Here is a 22,527-nt window from a genome sequence, read left to right as displayed (position 1 = left end):
ATGACGCTTACCAACTATAACCCAGTGTTCCAAAGCCTTCTACGCCCAAAAAGGCGCCGCGTTTAAAGGTGTCGGGATGAAGAAACTTTTCTTCAGCCCATACATATCCGCCCGCAGAAATACCGAAACCGCCACCAAAAAATAGGCCATATTTGGTAATCAAGATAATCCCAGATTGCAGGTAGCCGGATAGCCAAACGCCTTTAACAATCCAGTCGTTGTAACCAGCTCGAATGCTTGGCTCAACGTAGTGTTTTAAATCCAGTGAACGCCATTTGACCACGGACCATTGCCAACGAACGCCTAGTCCACTTGAGATATCAAAGAAGTTGGTCCATTTTTCGAAGTTATGCGAGAGACGCATCGAGTAAACCCGGACGGGCAGTGTCAGAAAGAAGTTTTCAGATACTGGGATGCCGAGTTTGAATTCGAGCCCAGGCATTGCCATACCCATCGCTCTGACATCAAGAACTGTGTTGGCACTAATAAATATTTCATTTCTTTCCGGTACATGTTCGGGCTCGGGCTGCTCTGCGTGCACCAAAGAAGTTAACAATAGCATTGAAAATATCGATAATATCAGTCTACTCATTAAACGATATTAACAACTGTGTCTGAAATGTCCACCCTCTTACACACAACCAAAGTCTATAAAACCGCGTTCTACATCGCAACTCAATAGTCTTAAGCGCACGCGGTCACCTACATCTAGAACCTTTTGTCCTTTAACGATCATCCCTTCAACATGGGGGTTTAAAATGCGTGCCCAAGTGCCTTTATCAGACGCACCCGTTACAATACCTTCGAATATTTCGCCTATTTGCGAAGAGAGGTAAAGTGCAGAGGTCGATTTTCTTACCTGCCGTTCCACTTTATCCACCGCATTCTCCATCGAAGTGCAATGGAAAGCCAAATGATTCAGCTCTTCTATCGTATAGGGCGCTTCTTGCTTTTTAAGAGCGGCCTTTACCATGCGTTGTGTCATTAAATCAGGAAACCGCCGATTGGGGGCGGTTGAATGGGTATAGTTCTCTACCGCCAGACCGAAGTGCCCAAAAGATTCGTCTCCAGGCCGCTGCACCAAATATTCGCCTCGCCCCATAAGTTTAATGACCGTTAGTGACAAATCTGGAAACCTTAAAGGGTCTTTAACGCGTCTTTCTGCGAGAAACTCAGCCAAAGTCTTGGAGTCAGGCCGGTCTGGGAGCTTGGTCCCCAGACGAGATGCAACTTCCGCAATTTTCCCCCAACGTTCAGGTGAACGTACCACCCGTCGCAGACTTGGATAACCCGCTTGGGTTAAGAATACTGAAGTCGCGCTATTGGCCGCAATCATGAAGTCTTCAATCATTTCTTTGGCACTATTTTTAGGCTCTCGCACCAGGGCCTTCACTTTGCCAAACTCCAAAATCGCATGGGGCTGCATCGTTTCCAAATCCAATGCCCCATGCTGGTATCTTAGGCGCCTCATTTTTTGGGCAAATTCATATTGCAAAATTAAATTGGCATCTAACAGTGGAACTTTAGCTGCAGCCGGCGGCAATGGTCCTAGCTTGTCAAGCCAAGCAGCGACGCTATTATAAGCGAGCTTAGCCTGATTTCGCACCCAGGCGGTATAAACCTTGGATGTGGTCGTGTCGCCAGCGGTACTGACGACAAGTTCACGAACGACGGCCAGCCTGTCTTCTCCTTCAGAGAGAGAAGTTAGATCTGTAGACAGCTTTTCGGGTACCATGGGAAAAAGCTCAGCATCTGTGTAAACAGAAGTGGTATTTTGTTCGGCGTGCTGATCGATGGCGCTGCCTTTTTGTACTAGCCCACTCACGTCCGCTATCGCTATCAAGATCTTGGCGGAGCCATCAGGCAGCTTTTCTGCCACGGTGAGCTGATCTAGATCCCTAGAATCGTCATTATCAACCGAGCACCAAGCAAGCTGCGTTAAGTCTGTGGCATCAGCTTGACGATTCGTCGCAGAGATATCCGCCAGCTCTCTCATAGCCTCGACCGAGAAATCAGGCTGGAGGCCATGAGAAATCATGGCGTTGCGGGCGATATCCTTCAGCAAGTTTGCACTCATGCGAAGAACATAGCAAAACGCGGACCTGTAGTCGTCGTCAAAGCATCTAAATTCTGTCGTTGTCTGACATGATGCCTTTTTTACTTAGATAAAGCTGCGCATTATATGAAGGATTATAAAACGAAGTATTGCTGACTTCTTCGAAAATCACGCTGTTTAAATTGACACCTTGCCGCTGAAGAGATTCTAAAACTGCCAAGTTGTTTATAGTAGCTGGGCGATAGTGACCGCTGTCATTTGAAATCCGAGTTAGAAAGCCTTGTGAATCCGTTTCAAGGCTGCCTGCTCCAACGATAGCTCCACCGCCAAAGAAGCTTGAGTGATGAAAGTGTCCCGGAATTTCTGGTCCAACAAATAGACTACCCCCAGCACCTATAACAAAGATAGAATCGTTATTTTTAAGAATTTTGCCTTGCCTATTTAGACGAACATTTTCGTTAGACGATGTTTCAAAAGTGACTCTATGATCGATTCGTTCTTCTGCATTGAGATGCCTAATTCTTGCGAGATCGCTTGCTGTTTCAGGAAAGGAAGCAGTTACATGTGGATCTTCCGTCCATGACCTAAGTCGCTCAGCACCATGGTCATCTGAAACAAAATGTCCGCTATTCGCTTCCATCCAATGGGCTTCTCTCATAATGAGCGGGTCGTTACCCAGATGGCGAATCAGTTGCGCACCGCCATAAATTGCGGAGGCTGTGCTTAAAAACCGCAAAAATTTCTCCCTTGCTGTAGGCATAATCTGCACCGTTTTGACCGGCGTGCAAGATCTGGATCCTTGAGGCGTCCATAATATTGCTGGAGCAGGAGGGGTGGTTGGCGTATGAGGCTCTGCTGCCAAGGGAGGCCTTGTTGATTGTCTTGCTCGCTCAGGCGTTGGCAGAGCCGAAAGGCGCGTTTTGCGGCGAGATTTACGGGGTGAAGCAGACGCGGCGCAATCATGGGCATCACTGTCTGTATCGGTAGATGCTGATGCATCGAAGGAAAATTGGGGGGGTGCATACCGAAAGCGATTGTCGCAACTTTCAGTGTCTGTTTCACCATCTTGAGACTCTGACGAACCCTGAGTTGGGCCGGCTCCTTCCGAATCGGTGGAGGACGAAGCGCCATTCGCTGGCCTCAGGTCTCCTTGTCCCGCCATTCTAATACCAGGCACGATTTCTGACGGTTTTTTTTGTGCCAATATCGTAATACTAGGCCCTTTTTTGGACTCGCTTTCTTGGGGCGTTGTTTTACCTGGCTCTTGCTCTACCAAATCCATCAACTCGTCTTCAAGCGTCTCAATCAAATTATCGTTGCCTACCTGTGAGCGCGCTTCGATGATTTGGAAGATCAGATTACTGATGCGCTTGGCTCGTGTTAGTTTTTCTTCGTGGGGGAGGTTTTTTGTCCATGACAGAATTTTATCGACAAAGCTCAAAGCGCGCTGCTCGGCCTGTTCTAGAATTCGAACACCGCTTGCATGCTTAGAAGCGATCGATGCACCGATAGACCAATGAACAGCATTTGAACGTCCAACTACTGCAGAGCCTTGAGCATGTGTAATAATGGAAATAAAATAAAATAAAACAATTGTAATCTTCACAAATTCTCCAACATTTAAACAATTGCAAATAACATATTTGAAATTGTGATTAAATCAATTGAATTATTTAAATTACGGCTCCATAGGGGCGTTTAAGGTATCGGGCATGGTGCCGCGGTACCAACGCAAGCTGGGTATTCCCAGTCGCTGCTTAACCATGAGAATCCAGATTGCCGCCACCCTGTCGGCAGCAAGGACGCCAATTAAAGGTGTCTTCAGCCACCAAAGGCAGTTTGGACAGCAGTTATCCCAGCGCGTCTGATAGTTGGCCAAAATGGTAGCAAAAAGATTCGGTGGCCAAGCTCGGTTGATAGAAAATGAAGGCCGTTGCCATCTAGTAGGAAGTAATTTGCTGATGCCAAAACCTAACCAAGAACCAATCACGGCTCCAGGAAGTTCGAAAAAAAAGATGTTAAAAAGCGCCGATGTTGCGTAATACCGAAAGTCCAAAACGGTTCGAATCGGAAAATAGTACATGTCGGTCAGGTGAGAAATAGGCACCGAGAGTTCTTGGACCACATGACTGGGTGCCACGCCAAGTACAAAGTTAGTCATTCCTTTCCAGGGTTCCATTAGAAAAAGTCTGCTTATAAAGCTGGCGACTTTGGTGGCGGCTAAGATTTTTCGGTCCGATAGGGCTAAGTGCGATACAAAATTACCAACCGAGTAGCTGGCAACTTCCGGCAAAAAGGCATGGAAAAAAGCGTTTTTGGCGATTTCCGCTTCAGGCGAAAGCACTTGGTAGGGCGATAAGTCAGTAATATTCGCTGTCGTCCCATAATATAGTAGCGTCTGCAGTTCGTCTAACGGGCCGCGTTCGCCTTCAGAATTTTGGCGGGTTAAAATTGCGACTGGTGCCACAAAATATTGCTCCACCCAGGTGGGTTCAGAATACATGACCGTGTGGAGCGATCCGCTGGCTTTCATTCTTGGATCTTTGGGCAGGGCGTTTATTTTATCGGTGTGCTCTTGGGCGAAGGTATGACCGCCTTCATGTTCGAGCAAGTGTTCCTTCAGACTGGGGAAAAAGATTTTCTTCCAAAGCGGTATGAAGGGGTAAACTTCACAGCTGATAGCTTCGGTTGGATTATAACCGCTACAAGCAGTCGCACTGGAGCTTGAACAAAGGCTACCTGTGTTTTCGGTTTGGACCATGACCACGCCACCGTGTTCTGTTAAATCGTCCCCTTTAAATAGTCTGATGGGGATTTTAAGGCGCGTAAACATCGCATTGATTGAGAGAATTTGTTCTTCGGCCCATTCTGCAGGCGCCGGGCTAGTTCTATTTTCCTTACCAATACAAAAATTTTGATTCACGCTGACAGAAATCCATTTGAGGCCTTGAGCATCTACCGTGGCTTTTGAATAAGAACGTTCTGTCAGCCAGCCGGGGCTATTCGACTGGTATATGGCTTCGAGATATGCTCTGGGTATATCCAATTGATCCGCAAGAGCTTCGCGATTGGCTGATTTCGTCAGCCATTGATGCCAATTGATTTGCCTGAGCGTCCACTCGAAACGCGGAGCCGACTGGGCAAATAAAGTGCTTGTTTGAATAGACATCAATAAGCAGGCCAAATAAAGTTTGAACATCTTGGCTTTAGCAGCCGTTCAAAGTGACGGCTCATTCCCTGGTGGTAGCATGTTATAGTTGGAACCATGAAAGGTGTCGCCAGAAGCTTAGCCAATTTAGTGAGAATGAATACCGATGAGACAGTCGGCTCTAAGTCCCAAGACGTATTTGGCAGATATGCCGCCGGGGCCTTGGTTGCCAAGAAGATCGGCGTATTTAGCGCTGTGGTTGCCGGCGCATCGTGGGTAGCGGACTTCGAACCTTCATTTCTTAAAGCGCCGTTTGCCGAACATGTGGAAAGAATGAAACAGTCATTGAAACCTTCGCAAAGTTTCTTGCGGGCTCCCAAACAACATGTTTCCTTTTCGATCGCTGAGTCCGGATTAGATGGCTTGGTGGCAGCCGCACATGAAGGGCGATTGGATCCGCTGCTAACCTACCACCATCTGGTGAATGTCACTCAAGCTTTGGCTGAATATGGTGCACAACTTCAAACCGGGCAAACAGCGGAAAGCAATCATCTCGAGCCCACAACGGAGGAAAATCTTAGATCTGTGGCGGACCGCATTTCGGAGATGGCGCTTCCAGATAGCAGTATGAAACGACATTTATTTAGTAAGGGCCTGCGAGAAAAGCTAGGCTCAACGCTTGCCTACCGAAAAGGCGTAGAAAGGCTATTTTTAGGTAGTGACGCTTTAAAACCTGAAAATGAGCAGCAGGCGCAATTTCGTAATCTACAATTCTCAAAACTTCTAAATCAAGTTGTTTTACCTACACGGGATATGAAGGACGGTGCTAAAAGCGTCGACAGTTTGATGAAAGTGTTAACGGCAGACGCCGCCGTTCAGCTTGGTATCAGCGCCATTCCTTCATCACTCACGGAGCCGGCTTTAAAATTGTTATATAGACAAGTGGTTGAAAATCGGGTCGGACCTTGGGTGCATGAGCGTCCAAGCTAATTCACAACATGAACAGTTAAAATATCATCTTGATAAAAAGGTAGTTTGTAGGTGCCTACGGTCGTGGGCCTGAATTGGCCTGTATATCGTCCATCATGGGCAACTTCGTCTCCATCTTGACCTAGATCGTTGAGATATGGTGGTGTCGAGGCAGGGGGAGGCGCTGGCTGGTCACAGTTGATGTTGCGGATCGCAAGTTGTAGAGCAGTGCCGAGTTTTAGAGTGACTTCATTGGTCTTTGGCTGAGTTCGGGTTGAAATTAGTTGGTTGTGGCAAGAAAGAGACCCTCTTCCATTGGAATCTATTTGGCGAACTCGGCGGCCGGATATTGTGGTTGCGGACGCTGAAGGGATAGGCTCGCCGCCTGCCATGATCAAGTTTTTAATAGAGACATAATCCCGAGTAGGCTGATCTGCCTTTAAATATGCAGCCATGCCGGTAACGATGGCGGCAGCTGCAGAAGTGCTGGTGACGACGGCGAATTTACCTCCTAAAATAGTGGTTATGATATCCTCGCCCGGTGCCAATACATGCACGGAGTGTTTGCCATAATTAGAAAATTTGGCCAAGGCGCCGAAGCGATCGGTTGCGCCAACTGAAATTGCATTTGCCTCGATTGAATTGGCTGGGAATACGGGGATTTGATCGTTGTCTTGACCATCTTTACCTGCACTAGTGATATATAAAATACCTTGCTTTTGGTATTCTTGAACCACTTCGGGATAAGGCCTATTTTGCGCGCTTTTCGACCAAGAATTATGGACTGCCACCAAGGTTAAAGCATCCTTGTTCCGGGCTACTAGGTCCAAAAAGTAGTTTAAGCATTCCAGCGTGTTAACAATCGTTCCGTTGCCACCTGCGTCGAGTGCTTTGCAGCTTATCAGCGCAACTTTAGGTATAACACCAGATATGCCCAGTCCATTGTTACCAACCGCACCGATGATGCCGGCAATTTGTGTGCCATTGCCATGGTCATCCATGGGATCGCCCGTGCCATTTATGGTATTAATTCCGTAAACATCATCGACGTATCCGTTGTTGTCATCGTCAATGTGGTTATTTGGAATTTCTTGAGGGTTAACCCAAATATTATCTTTTAAATCAGGATGGTTATAATCCAGGCCGGTACCGATGATTCCCACGGCAACGAGTTTTGTCACTGGCATCTTGTCTTGAGCTTTGATGCCGTTAATGCCCGCTGGGCCCAGCGCCCACTGTTGGAGAAGCAGAGGGTCATTCGGAATTACTGCGACCAAAGTTGATGATAGAAGCATTGAAAAAGCAAATCTGGTCAGTCGCATAAGTAATCTTAATACGAACTGGATTTGGGTTTCACGACCGAGGACAAAGAACCTCCAGTGGAAATCTCATTCTTTACTCGCACCCGGTCGTCTGGATGGATCGATTTTAATTTGGATTAGTTTTAATCTGTCAGTGGCTTAGGACGCTCCGCCAAATAGCGCCTATATTCCGATGCCAGTGCTTCTTGCGACTTCAAGTTTAAATGAGCGCTTTCATTGTTTAGGTCAAGCGGCAAGTCGGGGCCTGTAGCTGATTTGAATGTTTCGATTTCTTGAAGTCGATGGTTGATTAGCGTTGTTAAAATACTGGGCTGCTCTAAAGTTTTATCCAGCTTAAAGCTTAGTACGCTAGCCTCAAGTTTCAAAAGTTGATTGCGATGCTTAACCAGATCTAAAAAGCTCCTATCCCAATCTAAAGTTGCTAACGTGTTGTGAATGTTATCTGTCAGCTTCTCAGTGATAACCGCCATTATTTTGTCTTTTAATTCGACGAGGCGTGGGTGCATCGGTGACAATCCAACGAGTACACTGGCCCTGGAAACAGATTTAAGTTCTTTGATGTTCAGTCCGCTAAGCCCTTCTTCTCGAAGTTTTGCAATGATTGTTTCGGTATCTTCTGTCGTTACCAGAATATTTAACAATGCAAAATATTCTTTTACTGTTAGCCCTAACTTAGCAGCCCTTCCATGATGGTCCGCTATGTCTTGTATTACATGTGATATCCGTGGGTACAGAGGATCATTGAGCTGCGAATTGACTGCTGTTGCGTGCGCCAGCAGATTATTAGCAATAGCGCGTTTGAGGTGAGATGGATTGATAATTAAAAGTGCACGACCAATCGTTTTCATATCAGGGAAATTTTTTGGGTCGCAAGCCACCAAAGCTTTGCTAAATGCTTCGGATTCAAGGGGAGTGGTATGGGTTAGGCTGTCATGCAGCCTCAAAATCTCGCGAGGAACTGTCAATGTCTTCAGCGCATCAAGGATTGTCACAGGTTGCGTGGGGCTTATGTCTAGCCTGTCTATTTGCGAAGACTGCAAAGGTTCTGAGCGCTCGCGATCGAACGACAATTCGGGGTGTCCAGGAGATACTGATTTCACCATAGTGTCAATAATAAACCATCTGACGTTTTATTATTACCAAAAGCAAAAAAGTTGTTGTAGGTGATATAATGGTTAAACAACCTTAGGAGAACGATGTATGGCAAAAGAACAAGATTCAAGAAGAGAACCTAAAAAGGCACCCGCTAAAACACCTAAAGAAAAGAAAGCTGCTAAATTGGAAAAGAAAAAATCAAAATAGCGTGCTAGGGTGGCTGACCCGAGGCCCGTTTATTTAGATGCCTTGGCATTTAGGTAAATAGGATGACATTTAATACTTTTGGGCTTTCGGCTGAAATTCAACGTGCTTTGACTGAACAGGGCTATACCGAACCGACACCCGTCCAGCGAGAAGCTATTCCAACAATCCTGGCTGGATTTGATGTCTTGGCCGGCGCTCAAACCGGCACGGGCAAAACGGCAGGGTTTACCTTGCCTCTGTTGCAACGCTTGAGCGCCTCTCCCATGAAGACTCAGGTAGCACGCGCGTTGATTCTGACACCAACGAGAGAACTGGCCGCTCAAGTAGCTGAGAGCGTGTCCACTTACGGTAAATATCTACCTCTGAAATCAGCCGTAATTTTTGGCGGCGTGAGCATTGGACCGCAAATTGACAGGCTGCGCCGGGGCGCAGATATTGTGATTGCCACTCCTGGGCGTTTACTAGACCACGTCTCACAGCGGACAATTGATCTCTCCAAAGTAGAGATTTTAGTTTTGGACGAAGCCGATCGCATGTTGGACATGGGTTTTATCCGGGATATTCGTAAGATTTTAGCGCTCTTACCTAAAAAGCGACAAAATTTGCTATTTTCGGCGACTTTTTCAAATGAGATTAAAACTTTGGCGGCAGGCTTTCTGCACGAGCCTAAAATGATCCAAGTGGCTAGGCAAAATGCCGCTACCGAGTTGGTTTCTCAAGTCATTCATCCGGTGGATGGCAAGCGTAAACGCGAGCTTTTATCGTTTTTAATCAAGTCGGGAAAATGGAAGCAGGTGTTGGTTTTTGCCCGAACCAAACACGGCGCAAATCGCCTGGCTGAGCAGCTCAACAAAGATGGCATTACAGCATCTGCTATTCACGGCAATAAAAGCCAAGGCGCGCGGACCCGTGCTCTGGCGGAGTTCAAAGCCGGCAGTATCCGCGTTTTGGTCGCGACCGATATTGCCGCTCGCGGTCTCGATATCGACCTTCTGCCCCACGTTGTGAATTATGAACTGCCAAATGTCCCTGAGGATTATGTCCATCGCATAGGCCGCACTGGCCGTGCCGGCAGTGAAGGCGCGGCTGTGTCGCTGGTCTGCATGGACGAGCACAAGCTGCTGCGTGACATTGAGAGACTATTGAAGGCAGAGATTCCAAGGAAAGTGATTCCGGGATTTGAGCCCCAAGGATATCGCTAGGTTTTTGAAGTTTTTATCGCTTCTTGAACGGCGCGCAGTAGATCATTTTTAACAAAAGGCTTGTGGATAAAGTTGACATCTCGCGGCAAAATGCCTTGCTCAGCGATGGTATTTGCGGTGTAGCCTGACATAAACATGGTGTGGGGGACTTTGTGCTGAGCCTTGAGTTTGGCCACAAGGTCGGCTCCGCCCATGTTAGGCATAATCACGTCAGTCAAAACCAAATCAATGGGGCCGCTATAGGTTGCGTAAATCTTTAGTGCCTCGATGCCATCTGGGGCTTGCAGAACTTTGTATCCGTTACTTTGTAGGATATCGACCACGATCTGACGGACCATATCTTCATCTTCTACGACTAAAATTGTTCCGGTCCCTTCTGCGGGCGCGCTAGTGATGGAAGGTACAATGGATTCTGGTTCGGCAGGCACCTGATTTTCTATACACGGGAAATAAAGCTTAAAAGTTGTTCCGCTACCCGGTTCGCTTTGAGCAGAAATTGAGCCGCCATGTTGCTGAACAATGCCGTGCACAGTTGCCAGGCCCATACCAGTACCTTTGCCGACTGCCTTGGTGGTAAAGAATGGTTCAAAAATTTTCTCAACGGTTTTTTGGTCCATGCCTACGCCTGTATCGCTGACGGCAAGCATGGCCATGCGGCCCTTTTCAGGAAGTTCAATAAGGCCGGTTTCGATGGTCAGCTCACCTCCATTGGGCATGGCATCGCGGGCGTTGACAGCCAGATTCATTAAGATTTGTTCGATTTGACTTCTATCTGCCTTGACAGGAAGGCCATTGTTCGTCGGACGAAATTTGATTTGTATGTTTTCGCCAATGAGCTGGCTCAAGATCTTCACTGTATTAGCAATGGTTGCGTTGAAATCGAGAATCGAAACGTGGATTATTTCCTGACGACTGAAGGCTAGTAGTTGTTTGGTTAAGCTTGCCGCCCGTTCAGCGCAGGTCGAAATGGTCTTGATCCGCTCCATTTCTTGTGGGTTCACAGAATTTGCTGTTTTGATTGTTTCGGTCTGAGCGATAATCACAGTCAGCAAGTTGTTAAAATCATGGGCAATGCCCCCGGCGAGCTGGCCAATGGATTCCATTTTTTGCGATTGGCGCAGCTGAGTTTCCAGCTTCCGTTGGTCAGTAACATCGCGATAGATCCAAAGATGGTTTATCAACTGCTTATTTTGATCCACGATCGGGATGTAGTCGCGTTCACAAATTTTGCCATTTTTTAAAGTGATCTCTTCCGCCAATATTCGTGCCTGGGGGATTGCTTGTTCTAGCCCAGAAATCTGTGCATGGGGAAATCCCAGCAGTTCCTGAGGGGAGCCGTTAATATCGAACAGCCTACAGAAGTAGGCATTGGCAAAACAGATTGTACCGTCAGGCAATTCGCCTAACACACCGATTTGCAGCGCGTCCAGCAGACTTCCAAAAAGGGAAACCTGTTTTTGCAAATCGACGTTGGCCGTGAAAAGATCGCGGCTGCTATCCTCAATCATCCGTTCAAGAATGGCAATTTTCTGTTGTAAAACGCTTTCAGAGTTGGAAGCGCTCACAGGAATTGAATCTCGATGTTACAGGCAGGAGCACCCTCATGCATGCAAGTGGCTTGGGTGTATTGGAGAGGCTTTTTGAAATAATCGCCAACGCCGTCAAGAAGTCCTTCAGCGAAGATGCAAAGCTTTCTAGGAGAGCTATAAGCCATCAAAAGCTGATTGGGACCGGTATCGCTGATAACGAATTCCGGCGTGATGGCGTCTCGATAAAGCTTGCGCACCTCGACATGAATAACGTTGTCAATGGTCTTTAAAAAACCCTTAGGGTCATTTTCAAAGGGTGTGACAAAAGTTGAGAATTTACTTGCCAGTCTGGGGAAGCAGAATCGCCCAAACCCGCGAACAGCATTTGGCAGGGAAATGTTCAAATGTTCGGCAGCCTTGACCACCATTTCCATAAAATCCGAATCAGGGTAGGTGCCTGGCCCCACAAAGGGTTCGGACGTTTGCAACTTGCATTTAGCAAGGATGTCATCATACGCAGATTGCCCGCCTGCAGACACGATATAGCTCTCAAGCAGGTTGAATACAATTCCCTTCATCCCCTGCCTAGTATCCCGGTGTCCGGTTGAAAGTCAAAGTTTTTCGAAAATGATACTAAGTTAAATCATTGGCAAAGTAATTATTCTATTTTCGCTTTTGTTGTCGGTCACGAGCAAATGCAATCTATAGCGACCATTTTCGAAATGCTCCATGCTTTTGTAAGCAATTAACACAGAGGGGAACTGTAAAACGCCATTTGAATTAACGAAGCCGATGCCCATAAGCTTCTTGGCGGGCAGGGTATAGAGGCCGAGTTTCTGGTGGGGGGTAGCCCTGGTCACTAAAACCGATAACAGCACCCCTTCGGGTGCTCGTTCGAGTATTTTGGGAGATACGGTCAGCTCGGCCATCGCTGTTTGGACACATAATAAAGACAGTAGGCAGGTCATTAAAATCTTTGTCATACTAAGCAATATTCAATGGGCAACATTTTTGGCGGTCCGGAACCCGTTGAACGGGCTATCGCCTTTATTGATCGAATGCTGGAGTTCAGAGAACAGCGTCTTTGGGCTTAGTTGAAACCCCCTCAGTAGTGGTGTTACGGTTAAAACACTAAATCGAAAAACGCCTTAACTAAAATAGGCGCAGGGGGAAGTTATGGCGGATGTTGTTCTGGTTGGTGCTGGAATCATGAGCGCAACCTTAGGCGTATTCTTGAATGAACTGAACCCCGCGTTGAGTATTGAGATATACGAGACCTTGGAAGATGCTGGTTTGGAAAGTTCCAATGCTTGGAACAATGCTGGCACGGGTCATGCGGCGAATTGCGAGCTCAACTACACGCCCGAACGCTCAGATGGCAGCGTCGATATTTCTAAAGCTTTGGAAGTTAATATCGAATTTGATTTGTCACGACAATTTTGGTCCTATCTGGTTCAACGCAAAGTCATTTCGGATCCTAAAACTTTTATTCATCCAGTGCCTCATATGAGTTTCGTCCGGGGGGCAAAAGATGTCGCGTTTTTGAAAAAGCGCCATGCGGCGCTCTCCGCGCATCATTGCTACGCGGGGATGCAATACTCAGAAGATCACAGCAAGCTGAATGAATGGATCCCGCTGGTCATGCAGGGGCGCTCTCCCAGTGAAATCGTGGCAGCCACACGAATGAATACCGGAACGGACGTCGATTACGGCTCTTTGACACGCAGTTTAATGCAGCATCTGAGTGATGCCGGCGTTAAAATCCAGTACCTACATCATGTCACGCACGTGCATAGAGAATCTGATGGAAGATGGCATGTTCAAGTTAAGAATAATCAAACTGGCGAAACCAGCGCAACCAGCGCCCGTTTTGTTTTCCTGGGTGCCGGCGGGGGAACGCTCTCCTTGCTCCAGAAGGCTGGTATACCTGAAATAAAAGGCTACGCAGGCTTCCCTATCAGCGGTATCTGGCTCAGGTGCGATAATCCTGCAGTCAGCGATGCGCATCAAGCGAAAGTTTATGGCAAGGCGTCTGTCGGCTCACCCCCGATGTCAGTACCGCATTTGGACACGCGCGTGATTGACGGAAAACGATCTGTCCTATTTGGCCCATATGCTGGATTTTCGACCAAATTCCTAAAGCGTGGCTCTTTATGGGATTTCTTCGGAGCACTTAAGCTGAGCAATTTAAAGTCTCTTATAGCTGTAGGCTTGAAGAATATGAGTCTGACCAAATACTTGATAGGCCAAGTATTCCAATCTTCTAAACATCGGTTTGCCGCTTTACAAGAATACTATCCACAAGCAAAGACTGAAGATTGGAAATTGGAAGTTGCTGGTCAGCGCGTTCAAGTGATAAAGCCAGACCCCAAGCAGGGCGGCGTTTTGGAATTTGGGACTGAGCTGATCTCAGCATCGGACCATTCACTGGTTGGTCTGATGGGCGCGTCTCCAGGCGCTTCTACGGCAGTTTTTATCGCCATTAATATGCTGGAAAAATGCTTTCCTAATGACTTGGCTAGGCTTAAGGAAATCATCCCTTCCTATGGTCAGTCTTTGGTTGATGATGCGGAGCTATGCCGCAAAATTCGAGCTGATACGGCTGCTGTCTTAGGGTTAGACTGATGATAAAATGTATCCGCATCTGGACAGGAGAGGACGAGAACTCTTATTTCGAAGAAGGCGTTATAAATTTAAAACTGGGCACCAACGGGGACATCGAAAGCGGTAGTTTCCCGGTGACTAAGGCCTCCTTTCAAGAAACACCAACCGGCGGTGCATTTGAATGGCATGACGCACCGACCCGTCAACTGGTGATTACCTTAAGTGGTATCCTGGACTTTCAGACACGTGGCGGGCAACATTTTACACTGAGGCCAGGCGACGTCTTGCTGGCAGAGGACACAGCAGGCAGTGGTCACTCGTGGAAATTAGTAAATAACGACCCCTGGCGCCGCCTGTATGTCGTTCTGGATCCGGGCGCAGTACTTCCGTTCAAAGCAGCTTAAGCAATTCGATAATCCCCAGTAGATTTCATTAAAAAGATTTCCTGCTGGGGATTAATGGTGACTATTTTTTGGTGGTTTTTTTCTTCGAAGCTTTTTTAGTAGGCATGGTGTTTCCTCCTGTATTAACAGTATAGCATTGCGTGGAAATTTAATTGTGTTTTTAGGGTAAGTATTTGTTGTTCAACTTACAGCACTTGAAATGTCATACCCGCATTTTGGGTCAGACGATCGATAAGCCGCTGGTCGAATATGGAGGCCGGTGTCCAAATTCCACCGGTGTTATCAGATTTAGGCATTTGAGTTAGGCAAATGGCTGCCTCTGCAAGCATTCTTGCGGTTGCACCGTATCCAGGGTCGCGGATCCCTTTAACTTGGGCGTTTAAGACGCGTCCAGTGCGGGTTTCGGCAAAAAAGCGTAAATCAAAATATCCTGCTTCCTGCGATTTCTTGCTTGGGCCTTCGCCAGGTTTTGGAAGTACCCATTTTAAGGCAGTTCGGGTGGGTTTAAGCGCCATAGCACCTAAAAAAGTTTTTAGAGAGCCACTTACCAGGTAGGCCATTGGTGAACTCTTGGTTTTGTTGCCAAAGCTCATGGCCTCTTGGTATACGAAATCATCAGCGTAATGATTAAACATATTGGAACGCAGTACCACGCCTTCGTTGGTGGGTGACATGAAAAAGGGCGCTATCCAGGATTGAGTTTTCTTATCAAAGCTTGCGCTGCTAATCGGCTTTTGACCCGCTTGGCGCGGCGTATTGGGCGGACAAAGTAGGTATGGGTCCGAAAGTTTGCGCAACAGTTTCTTATCACTACTAGCTTTCTCGAACAGGTTGCTCAGACTTGCCACGGTGCCGCCGGAAAAGCCGCCCTTCATGGCACGTACATGCATTTGGATATGGTTTGCTGTCTCTCCAAAAGTGTTTTTAAGATGCTGTTGTAAGAACCAGACGCCCATATCGCTTGGAATAGAGTCAAAGCCGCAGCCATGGATGATTCGAGCGCCAGACTTTTGAGCGGCCTTTTCGTGCTGGTCAATCATCGATTTAACCCAAAGATTCTCACCGGTTAAATCAACGTAATCTGTGCCTGTCTTGGCGCATGCATCGACTAATTTACTACCGTATAAGTCATACGGCCCAACGGTAGAAATAACGACCCTTGCTTGCTTACACATGGCAACAAGTTCACCTTCTGAATTGGCGTCTGCAACGATAATAGGTAAGGCGCTGCCTTTTAGGCCAAAACTGCTTTTAAGCTCCGCGAGCTTCTGCTGAGAGCGGCCTGCGATTGCCCAAGTTAGGTTACTTCCTGAACCATAGTGTTGAGCAAGATAACGTGCAGTGATTTGCCCCACAAAACTACTTGCGCCGAAAAGAACCAAATCATAGGGTTTTGTGATCATTTGTCCGAGTCCATGTGAAAGCGTGAATGATTCGATGCAGGGCAAGAATCAGCTCTTGGCGTTCTTAACGGTTAGCCTGGCGATGAATATTCCGAATCGGGTTTCCCACACTTAGGATCGCAACAGGACAGTCACTTGTTGCTGTCTTTGGGTTTTAGGATAAATATGGGCACATATGACTGCCATCTCAAATACCAAAGTAATTTTCATACCAGGCAATGGTGGGGGTGGCCCCAATGACAGTTGGTTTCCGTACCTGAAACGCGAGTTAAAACAACTTGGCTTGACCGTGATTGCCAGCGAATTTCCCGATAACGTCTTGGCACGTGAATCATATTGGATTCCTTTTTTGAAAGATGAGCTCGGCGCGGATAAAAATACCATTCTAATCGGCCATTCCTCAGGTGCCATCGCTGCGATGCGGTTTGCAGAAAGCAATAAGATTTTGGGCTCCGTATTGGTCGGAGCCTATTACACTGACTTGGATAACGAAAATGAAAAACTTAGCGGCTACTTTGACCGGCCTTGGAACTGGGCAGCGATTAAGCAAAATCAAAGCTGGGTTGCTCTGTTTGCCTCAACTGACGACCCGTGGATTCCTATTGAGGAACCGCGCCATATTCGAGACATGTTAGCTCCCGAGTATTTTGAATATAGCGACCAAGGCCATTTCGGTGGAGACCGGGTCAAAGAATCGTTCCCAGAAATTGTTCAGCTCATTGGCAAACATGTTTAATACGAGGCCATTTCAAGCATGACTCAGGCACTTTTTGACTTGTCCGGAAAAACTGCTCTTATAACTGGAGCGTCTAGTGGCCTTGGTTGGGGTTTTGCTAAATGCTTATCTAAAGCTGGCGCCAAAGTAATTATTGCGGCACGGCGCAAGGAACAACTCGAAATACTTAAAGCCGAGCTGCAGTCTCAAGGCGGCCAAGTAGACCTGCTGATTCTGGATATTTCTAAGCCAGAACAAATCTATCCGGCGATAGAGCGTCTGACTAACCAGGGCGAACGCATTGATATCTTAGTCAACAATGCTGGCGTTGCCCAAAAAACTTTTATCTTCAATGAAGTCCCCGAAGAGAGTTTTGAAGCCAATATTCAAACAAACCTGACTGGTCTTTGGCATATAACTAAGGCGGTTGCTAGTCACATGAAGGCATGGAAAATCCCCGGTTCGATTATCAATATTTCGAGTGTCAACGGCCAGAATTGCCTCAGCGCGGGATCCACGGGCTATAGCGCTTCGAAAGCCGGGGTGATTCAGTTGACCAAGGCTCTTGTAGGGGAGCTATCCCCGCACCAAATCCGTATCAATTGCATCGCGCCTGGCTGGTTTCACACGCCGATGACAGACAAATATGATCCAAAAATGATGGCTGCTGATAATCCTCTGGGTTTTGTAGGCATCCCCAGTGATTTAGATGGAGTTATACTGCTGCTTGCCTGTAACCGAGCGTCGCGATATATCACCGGCATAGCAGTAACAGTGGATGGTGGCATTTCATGGGGTGGCTAGAGCCATCTTGTCCCCACCCAACCCATTGATAATGGATTTGTGACGAGTATGAAATAACCATGAAACTTATGTTGATTTTCTTGGTAATCGTGGTCAGCGTAAGCGCGGTCGGGGATTCAGGATCAGCGGCACCTTCTGAATCTAAGAGTACGCCTCCTGCCTATGAGGCATCTCTGACTGAAACGGTTATAATTCAGTTGTTTGGAATTGCTGCCGTTGTTCTATCGACTATGAGCACGCCGTTGCAGATATGGAGAGTTTATCAGACTAAAGACGCAAAAAATATTTCCCAAAGCTCTCTTGGCACACGTGTTGCCGCTACGTTTTGCTATTTAGTCTATGCGTTTTTTAAAAGAGATTGGATCGTGCTGGGACATTCGACCCTCAATGGCATCTTCACAGCCGCTTTTATATATCTTAAATGGATGTATGGGATGCTGCCGGTAGTGGATCAAGTCGCCGCAGTCCGCGCTTGATGTATTCTCGCTGCTTGCGTCTAGGCCACCACGTCTAGCGCTACAAGCAGCGATTTCCAAATTTTATTTTCGCCGCTATATACACCATCATAGAGGAGCGGCATGTATCGGTTAGAACGGGAAGAATTTACACGCAAACCCTATATTTTTTTGTGGGGTCTTTTAGGATTTCAAGCTGGTTTTATCAACGCCTTTGGATTTCTTTCATGCGGTCGGTACGTCTCACATGTAACCGGTTTTGGAACCCAGATCGGATTGTCACTTGCAGGGACAAATTTTTTGTTTGCTCTCGAACTTTTAGCCTTTCCAGGTTCATTTATTCTGGGAGCATTCACGAGCGGTGTATTTACGATTGCAAGGATTGAGCAAGGCCAAAGACCCCATTTTGAGTACTTGATTGCTGCAATGCCAATCATTCTTATCCTTCTAGTCTTTTTTGGCAGCAATGGCCTCTTCGGGCCTTTTGGTGAAGAGCTTGTAACACTAAGAGACTTCATTCTGCTCTTCGCCCTTTCGTTTCTTTGCGGTCTTCAGAACGCATGTTTTTCCATTATGACCAGAGGACAGATCAAAACTACTCACTTAACGGGAATCAGCACAGATATCGGCTCCGACCTTGCGCGCATTTATCTGGGAAACCTCCACAGAAAAGAGCTTGAGATTAGTCAGGGAGCCAATCTTTCCCGAATATTAATTTTTATTGGATTTACAAGCGGCTCAATTCTTTCGGTGCTCGTCTGTGAACAACTTAACTACCGTGGACTATTGGTGCCTTTTTTTACTTCGATTATTGTCCTTCTGGCCGTTGGATTAGTGAGTAGAACGCTGGATGAGCTAGAACGTTTGCGGGCGTTAGAAAAGCGGTAAAGTATTGGCGTTGATAGAAGTCATGTTGCGGGATACATTCGCGGCAAGATGAGCTTGTCTCGTTGGCTCAGGAAGTCGGTAACCATGAAGGCATTTTAAAACCAAATCTAATGCAGTCGTTAATGTGATTTTGTGACCTGCTGAAATTATAAGCGGTTTGCATCGTTTTTTAGAGCGCAATAGCATACCAATCTCTTGTCCTTTCCAAACCAAAGGCGTCATAGACCCTGGTTCTTCCCCCAGTGTTGAGGCTGGCTCGCCAACCAAAATTGACTTAGCCACACCGATGGTCGGGATGTCGAGTAGCAATCCCAGGTGAGTCGCGACCCCTAAACGGCGTGGATGGCTGATGCCATGACCATCTACCATAATCACATCAGGTCTTAACGCCAATTTGTTGAAAGCCTTTACAAGGGTGGGTGCCTCTCGAAAGCCAAGCAAACCGGGGATGTAGGGAAATTTCTGCTGCCCTTCTTGGGTTTTTGTTTCTCGAACAGTTAAATCTGGATACGAGAGAACAACAGAAGCACAATAAATCATCTCAGCCGGGTCAAGGGGCATATTACTGACATCAACGCCGCCAACATACCGAATGGTTTGCAAAAAATTATCGTTTAGGCAAATCCGAGCTGCCATTTCATTTTGCGCTATTCTTGCTTCGGCAGGGGTTGATGGAGCGAGCCAGTGATTAGGTATCATTGGATATCAAGTTAGCACTCAAGATTTAATGCGCCAAATATCGGAGGAGTATTTGGAAATCGTGTTGTTTGCTGTATTATGAATATCTCGGCAAAGGGGCAAATGGCATACGAACTCAATACTAACCAGGTACGCCGCTTAATTGCAGAGCAATTTCCCGAATGGGCAAATCTGTCAGTGAAGCCAGTCGAATTTGGCGGCTGGGATAACAAAACATTCCACTTGGGTGATAACATGCTCGTACGCCTGCCTAGTGCCACAGGTTATGCCGACCAGGTAGAAAAAGAACACCGTTGGTTGCCCAAGTTGGCCCCCCATCTTCCTCTTCCTATCCCCACACCCTTGGCAATGGGAAAGCCTGCCGAAGGCTATCCCTGGCATTGGTCTATCTATCGTTGGATCGACGGCGAAACCGCTTCGTTTGAGCGTATTGCTGATTTAAGCCAGTTCGCTAGGTCTTTAGCGGAATTCCTGACTGCACTTCAGAAGATTGACAGTAAAGGTGGACCTGTTGCAGGGACGCACAACTTCCATCGTGGCGGCTCACTGGAGACCTATGATGTCGAAACCCGACAAGCAATCGCAACTTGCGGCAGCAAGATCGATTCCAAAGCTGCAACACAGATATGGGAAACCGCTCTGGCTTCGAGCTGGCAAAGTTCTCGTGTCTGGGTTCATGGAGACGTTGCTGCTACCAATTTGCTGGTCTCAATTGGACAGCTGAGTGCTGTAATTGATTTCGGTTGTATGGGTATAGGAGATCCCGCCTGCGATTTAGTCATTGCATGGACGCTATTTAAGGATGAGAGCCGGGAGGTATTTCGCCAGGCTCTCTCGCTCGATCAGGCCACCTGGGAGCGAGCTCGGGGGTGGGCTCTTTGGAAGGCGCTCATCACAGCAGACAAATCGAAACGAGTAATCGAAGAAGTACTCGCATGGACCCTCTAGGCCAGATCTGTTACTCAATAACACATGAATCCATGTCAGAAATATTTTATCCTGGGCCTTCTTATAGCCAGCATTGGCTTCGCTAAGGCAGTTCAGATTGAATCCGTCGTATTGCCAAACACGCAAATCAGAAAGATTCACTCTAAGTTCACCGGTCAAAATTATCGCATCTACATCAATGTTCCGGCGACTTATAAAGTTAATAGTAGTAAAAAATACCCCTCGCTTTTTATGTTAGATGCTGACTACAGCTTCGCGCTGGCCAAACAGATTACGGAACACCTAAGCGACAGAAAACGGATTCCTGAGACCCTTGTCTTTGGCGTTGCTTATGATGGTCCGCCTAATTATCGTCTTAATCGAACGAGAGATTACACGCCAACACGTGTTCTTGGTGGCGGTTATGGTCCAGAGTTTGAAAAGCATTCTGGTGGTGCTCCCCAGTTTGCTGACTTTCTAGAGAAAGAGCTGGTTCCATTCCTGAAAAAAGAGTTCAAGCTGTCTGACAGTAAAACGCTGGTAGGCCATTCCTATGGTGGGCTGTTCAGCGCATGGATGCTTATTTCGAGGCCTAAAATCTTTGAAAGCTACATCATTGTAAGTCCTTCGCTTTGGTATGATCATGGCTTTATCTTCAAGCAGAAGCAGCCTATTGAGGAAATCAAAGGCAAGGCATTCTTTGGTGTTGGTTCAAGAGAAACCACTAAATACAACACCGAACATCCAATGCTCGAAGAGACACAGCGATTTGCCCGATTACTTGAAAGCAAGAAAAGCTCAGATTTCAAAGTGGCGTTTGTTGTATTTGCCGATGAAAATCATGACACCGTCTTTCCGGCGGCTCTCACAAGGGGGATTGCATTTGTCTTGGGCAAAAAATTGGGATTAAAGGCTATTAATAAAAGCGTCCTTGCCGAGCGTATATTCTAAACGGGTAGAATTAGCGTTCATCAAGTCTTGTTTTAGTTGAATATATTTTTGCGCCAAGGTTGGATTTTTTCTTAAAGCGTCTCGAAAATACACCTTTTGCTCCCATTCAGGGTGGTCTTCGGCAAATAAATGTAAATGAGCATAGTCGATTTTACCTTCCAGGTCATAGAGAGCAAAAAAGTGCCTTCCTGGATCGGATTCGGTCTGCTGGACTTGGCTAATAGCGTCACCCTTGTAGACAAAACCCAGTTGTTCTAACAAAGGGATAACGCTATTTACGGCCATATCTGATTCGAAGATGAGCAGGACATCCAAAATAGGCTTAGCCGTCATACCGGGAACGCTAGTGCTGCCGATGTGTTCAATTTTGTATCCGCCCCTTTGGCGCAACTGAAGCTCGATTTTTTGCGCAAGCCAATCAAAAGCCGAAGCCCAGGCCCAATTGTAAGGCGCGATTTCGACGGTTTTTCTGCGAAGGCCTAAGCCAAAGTCTTTCATTTTAAACGCAAGTTGGTGCTCATCCATAAGGGCGCCTAATTACCAAAATAACAAGTTTCGAGCAAGCAGCCCGTGCTCATGATTCTAAGATGGATCCTAGGTTTAACCGGCGCCTACTTTCAATGGCTTCTTAAATAGGGCTTTCATGCGATTAGCCGGTGCTGCCGCGGGTGCTGTCCCTGACAGGACCTTTGCTTTCAAATCTTCAATAGTCTTGCCCAGTTGGATTCTGAATCGCTCGTTTCCCTGGGGTCCCTTGGAACCACTAGATTGCCGATTCTTTCTGCCACATTTATATGATACTATTTCGGTATCATATATTGAAATAATTATCGCTTAATATCGAAAACGCCTGGTCGTGAGGCTAGATAGCTCAAATCCTACGCTATCACGGTAACGGTTTGTCCTGAAATTTGGACAATATCACCGATTCGTAGTTTGCATCGCTTTCTCAGCTCGACTTGGCCGTTGACCTTAACAGCCCCTTCAGAGATGAGCATTTTTGCCTGCCCCCCGCTCTGGCAAAGGTTCAACACTTTTAACAGATCGCAGAGGGGTATATACTCGTGCTCTTGTAAGCTAAATTCTTGCATAGATTTAGATGCTAACCAACTCGTAACGATTAACAAGGCGGCCTGGCACCACTTTGGC

The 22,527-nt window shown here is 46.9% G+C and carries 22 protein-coding genes and 1 pseudogene; 10 read left to right on the top strand and 13 right to left on the bottom strand.

Translation table 11 applies throughout. The features are described 5' to 3' along the window. Positions 1 to 7: 7 nt before the first annotated feature. From V4534_02575 to V4534_02560, 4 genes are all read right to left on the bottom strand, one after another. On the bottom strand, positions 8 to 592 hold the full coding sequence (locus V4534_02575; GenBank protein MES2503742.1) for a hypothetical protein: 585 nt from the start codon (positions 590 to 592) through the stop codon (positions 8 to 10). Between the two features lie 39 nt (positions 593 to 631). Further along, on the bottom strand, positions 632 to 2,077 hold the full coding sequence (locus V4534_02570; protein ID MES2503741.1) for an RNB domain-containing ribonuclease: 1,446 nt from the start codon (positions 2,075 to 2,077) through the stop codon (positions 632 to 634). 46 nt (positions 2,078 to 2,123) lie between these two features. Continuing rightward, entirely contained in the window at positions 2,124 to 3,662 is a 1,539-nt protein-coding gene (locus tag V4534_02565) for a hypothetical protein (GenBank protein MES2503740.1), read from the bottom strand. 72 nt (positions 3,663 to 3,734) lie between these two features. Continuing rightward, positions 3,735 to 5,225, bottom strand: a complete 1,491-nt coding sequence (locus tag V4534_02560; GenBank protein ID MES2503739.1) for a hypothetical protein — start codon at positions 5,223 to 5,225, stop codon at positions 3,735 to 3,737. Between the two features lie 135 nt (positions 5,226 to 5,360). Between V4534_02560 and V4534_02555 the strand changes: the two genes are divergently transcribed. Next, a complete protein-coding gene (locus V4534_02555) occupies positions 5,361 to 6,194 on the top strand; it encodes a hypothetical protein (GenBank protein ID MES2503738.1) in 834 nt (277 codons plus the stop codon). Here the strand turns inward: V4534_02555 and V4534_02550 are convergent. Continuing rightward, positions 6,191 to 7,495 carry a S8 family peptidase gene (locus V4534_02550; GenBank protein ID MES2503737.1) on the bottom strand — a complete coding sequence of 435 codons (1,305 nt, stop codon included), beginning with the start codon at positions 7,493 to 7,495 and terminating at the stop codon, positions 6,191 to 6,193. The two genes, V4534_02555 and V4534_02550, sit on opposite strands and share 4 nt — an antisense overlap. Before the next feature lie 122 nt (positions 7,496 to 7,617). Further along, positions 7,618 to 8,487: a hypothetical protein gene (locus tag V4534_02545; GenBank protein MES2503736.1), complete on the bottom strand. Its 870-nt coding sequence runs from the start codon at positions 8,485 to 8,487 to the stop codon at positions 7,618 to 7,620. A 372-nt stretch (positions 8,488 to 8,859) separates the two neighbouring features. Here V4534_02545 and V4534_02540 point away from each other — a divergent pair. Beyond that, a pseudogene (locus tag V4534_02540) lies at positions 8,860 to 9,984 on the top strand (DEAD/DEAH box helicase). Positions 9,985 to 9,995: 11 nt separating this feature from the next. On the opposite strand, the gene V4534_02535 reads toward V4534_02540, so the two are convergent. Genes V4534_02535 through V4534_02525 form a run of 3 tightly spaced genes read right to left on the bottom strand, consistent with a single transcriptional unit; the run spans position 9,996 to position 12,511 of the window. Beyond that, complete coding sequence (locus V4534_02535) at positions 9,996 to 11,507, bottom strand: ATP-binding protein (GenBank protein ID MES2503735.1); 1,512 nt, start codon at positions 11,505 to 11,507, stop codon at positions 9,996 to 9,998. A gap of 53 nt (positions 11,508 to 11,560) precedes the next feature. Further along, complete coding sequence (locus V4534_02530) at positions 11,561 to 12,106, bottom strand: heme NO-binding domain-containing protein (GenBank protein ID MES2503734.1); 546 nt, start codon at positions 12,104 to 12,106, stop codon at positions 11,561 to 11,563. Positions 12,107 to 12,166: 60 nt separating this feature from the next. Further along, positions 12,167 to 12,511, bottom strand: a complete 345-nt coding sequence (locus V4534_02525; protein MES2503733.1) for a hypothetical protein — start codon at positions 12,509 to 12,511, stop codon at positions 12,167 to 12,169. A 193-nt stretch (positions 12,512 to 12,704) separates the two neighbouring features. Between V4534_02525 and mqo the strand changes: the two genes are divergently transcribed. Next, positions 12,705 to 14,153: a malate dehydrogenase (quinone) gene (mqo, locus tag V4534_02520; GenBank protein MES2503732.1), complete on the top strand. Its 1,449-nt coding sequence runs from the start codon at positions 12,705 to 12,707 to the stop codon at positions 14,151 to 14,153. Beyond that, positions 14,153 to 14,536, top strand: a complete 384-nt coding sequence (locus V4534_02515) for a hypothetical protein (GenBank protein ID MES2503731.1) — start codon at positions 14,153 to 14,155, stop codon at positions 14,534 to 14,536. Before mqo ends, V4534_02515 begins: the two co-directional genes overlap by 1 nt. A 185-nt stretch (positions 14,537 to 14,721) precedes the next feature. Here V4534_02515 and V4534_02510 read toward each other — a convergent pair whose 3' ends face one another. Then, positions 14,722 to 15,939 carry a saccharopine dehydrogenase NADP-binding domain-containing protein gene (locus tag V4534_02510; GenBank protein ID MES2503730.1) on the bottom strand — a complete coding sequence of 406 codons (1,218 nt, stop codon included), beginning with the start codon at positions 15,937 to 15,939 and terminating at the stop codon, positions 14,722 to 14,724. 175 nt (positions 15,940 to 16,114) lie between these two features. Here V4534_02510 and V4534_02505 point away from each other — a divergent pair, with 175 nt between their 5' ends. From V4534_02505 to V4534_02490, 4 genes are all read left to right on the top strand, one after another. Further along, positions 16,115 to 16,675, top strand: coding sequence for an alpha/beta fold hydrolase (locus V4534_02505; GenBank protein ID MES2503729.1), 561 nt, complete (start codon positions 16,115 to 16,117; stop codon positions 16,673 to 16,675). Positions 16,676 to 16,693: 18 nt separating this feature from the next. Continuing rightward, positions 16,694 to 17,458: an SDR family oxidoreductase gene (locus V4534_02500; protein ID MES2503728.1), complete on the top strand. Its 765-nt coding sequence runs from the start codon at positions 16,694 to 16,696 to the stop codon at positions 17,456 to 17,458. A 59-nt stretch (positions 17,459 to 17,517) separates the two neighbouring features. Continuing rightward, entirely contained in the window at positions 17,518 to 17,934 is a 417-nt protein-coding gene (locus tag V4534_02495) for a PQ-loop domain-containing transporter (protein MES2503727.1), read from the top strand. Positions 17,935 to 18,036: 102 nt separating this feature from the next. Further along, complete coding sequence (locus tag V4534_02490) at positions 18,037 to 18,801, top strand: YoaK family protein (GenBank protein MES2503726.1); 765 nt, start codon at positions 18,037 to 18,039, stop codon at positions 18,799 to 18,801. Here V4534_02490 and nfi read toward each other — a convergent pair. Further along, complete coding sequence (nfi, locus tag V4534_02485; GenBank protein ID MES2503725.1) at positions 18,787 to 19,500, bottom strand: deoxyribonuclease V; 714 nt, start codon at positions 19,498 to 19,500, stop codon at positions 18,787 to 18,789. The two genes, V4534_02490 and nfi, sit on opposite strands and share 15 nt — an antisense overlap. Before the next feature lie 102 nt (positions 19,501 to 19,602). On the opposite strand from nfi, the gene V4534_02480 reads away from it, so the two are divergent. Further along, on the top strand, positions 19,603 to 20,448 hold the full coding sequence (locus V4534_02480) for an aminoglycoside phosphotransferase family protein (GenBank protein MES2503724.1): 846 nt from the start codon (positions 19,603 to 19,605) through the stop codon (positions 20,446 to 20,448). 24 nt (positions 20,449 to 20,472) lie between these two features. Continuing rightward, the gene (locus V4534_02475; protein MES2503723.1) at positions 20,473 to 21,378 is read left to right on the top strand and encodes an alpha/beta hydrolase-fold protein; all 906 of its coding nucleotides are present in this window, start codon (positions 20,473 to 20,475) and stop codon (positions 21,376 to 21,378) included. Here V4534_02475 and V4534_02470 read toward each other — a convergent pair. Together V4534_02470 and V4534_02465 are read right to left on the bottom strand one after the other, a co-directional pair. Further along, positions 21,334 to 21,903: a GrpB family protein gene (locus tag V4534_02470; protein ID MES2503722.1), complete on the bottom strand. Its 570-nt coding sequence runs from the start codon at positions 21,901 to 21,903 to the stop codon at positions 21,334 to 21,336. The genes V4534_02475 and V4534_02470 overlap by 45 nt on opposite strands. A gap of 353 nt (positions 21,904 to 22,256) precedes the next feature. After that, positions 22,257 to 22,469: an RNA-binding S4 domain-containing protein gene (locus V4534_02465; protein ID MES2503721.1), complete on the bottom strand. Its 213-nt coding sequence runs from the start codon at positions 22,467 to 22,469 to the stop codon at positions 22,257 to 22,259. Positions 22,470 to 22,527: the final 58 nt, after the last annotated feature.

The organism is Myxococcota bacterium, from assembly GCA_040387835.1.
Lineage (GTDB): Bacteria > Myxococcota > UBA727 > UBA727 > JABDBI01 > JAZKCZ01.
The sequence above is the reverse complement of the archived record's forward strand: the minus strand, read 5'-3'. Positions and strand labels throughout refer to the sequence as shown.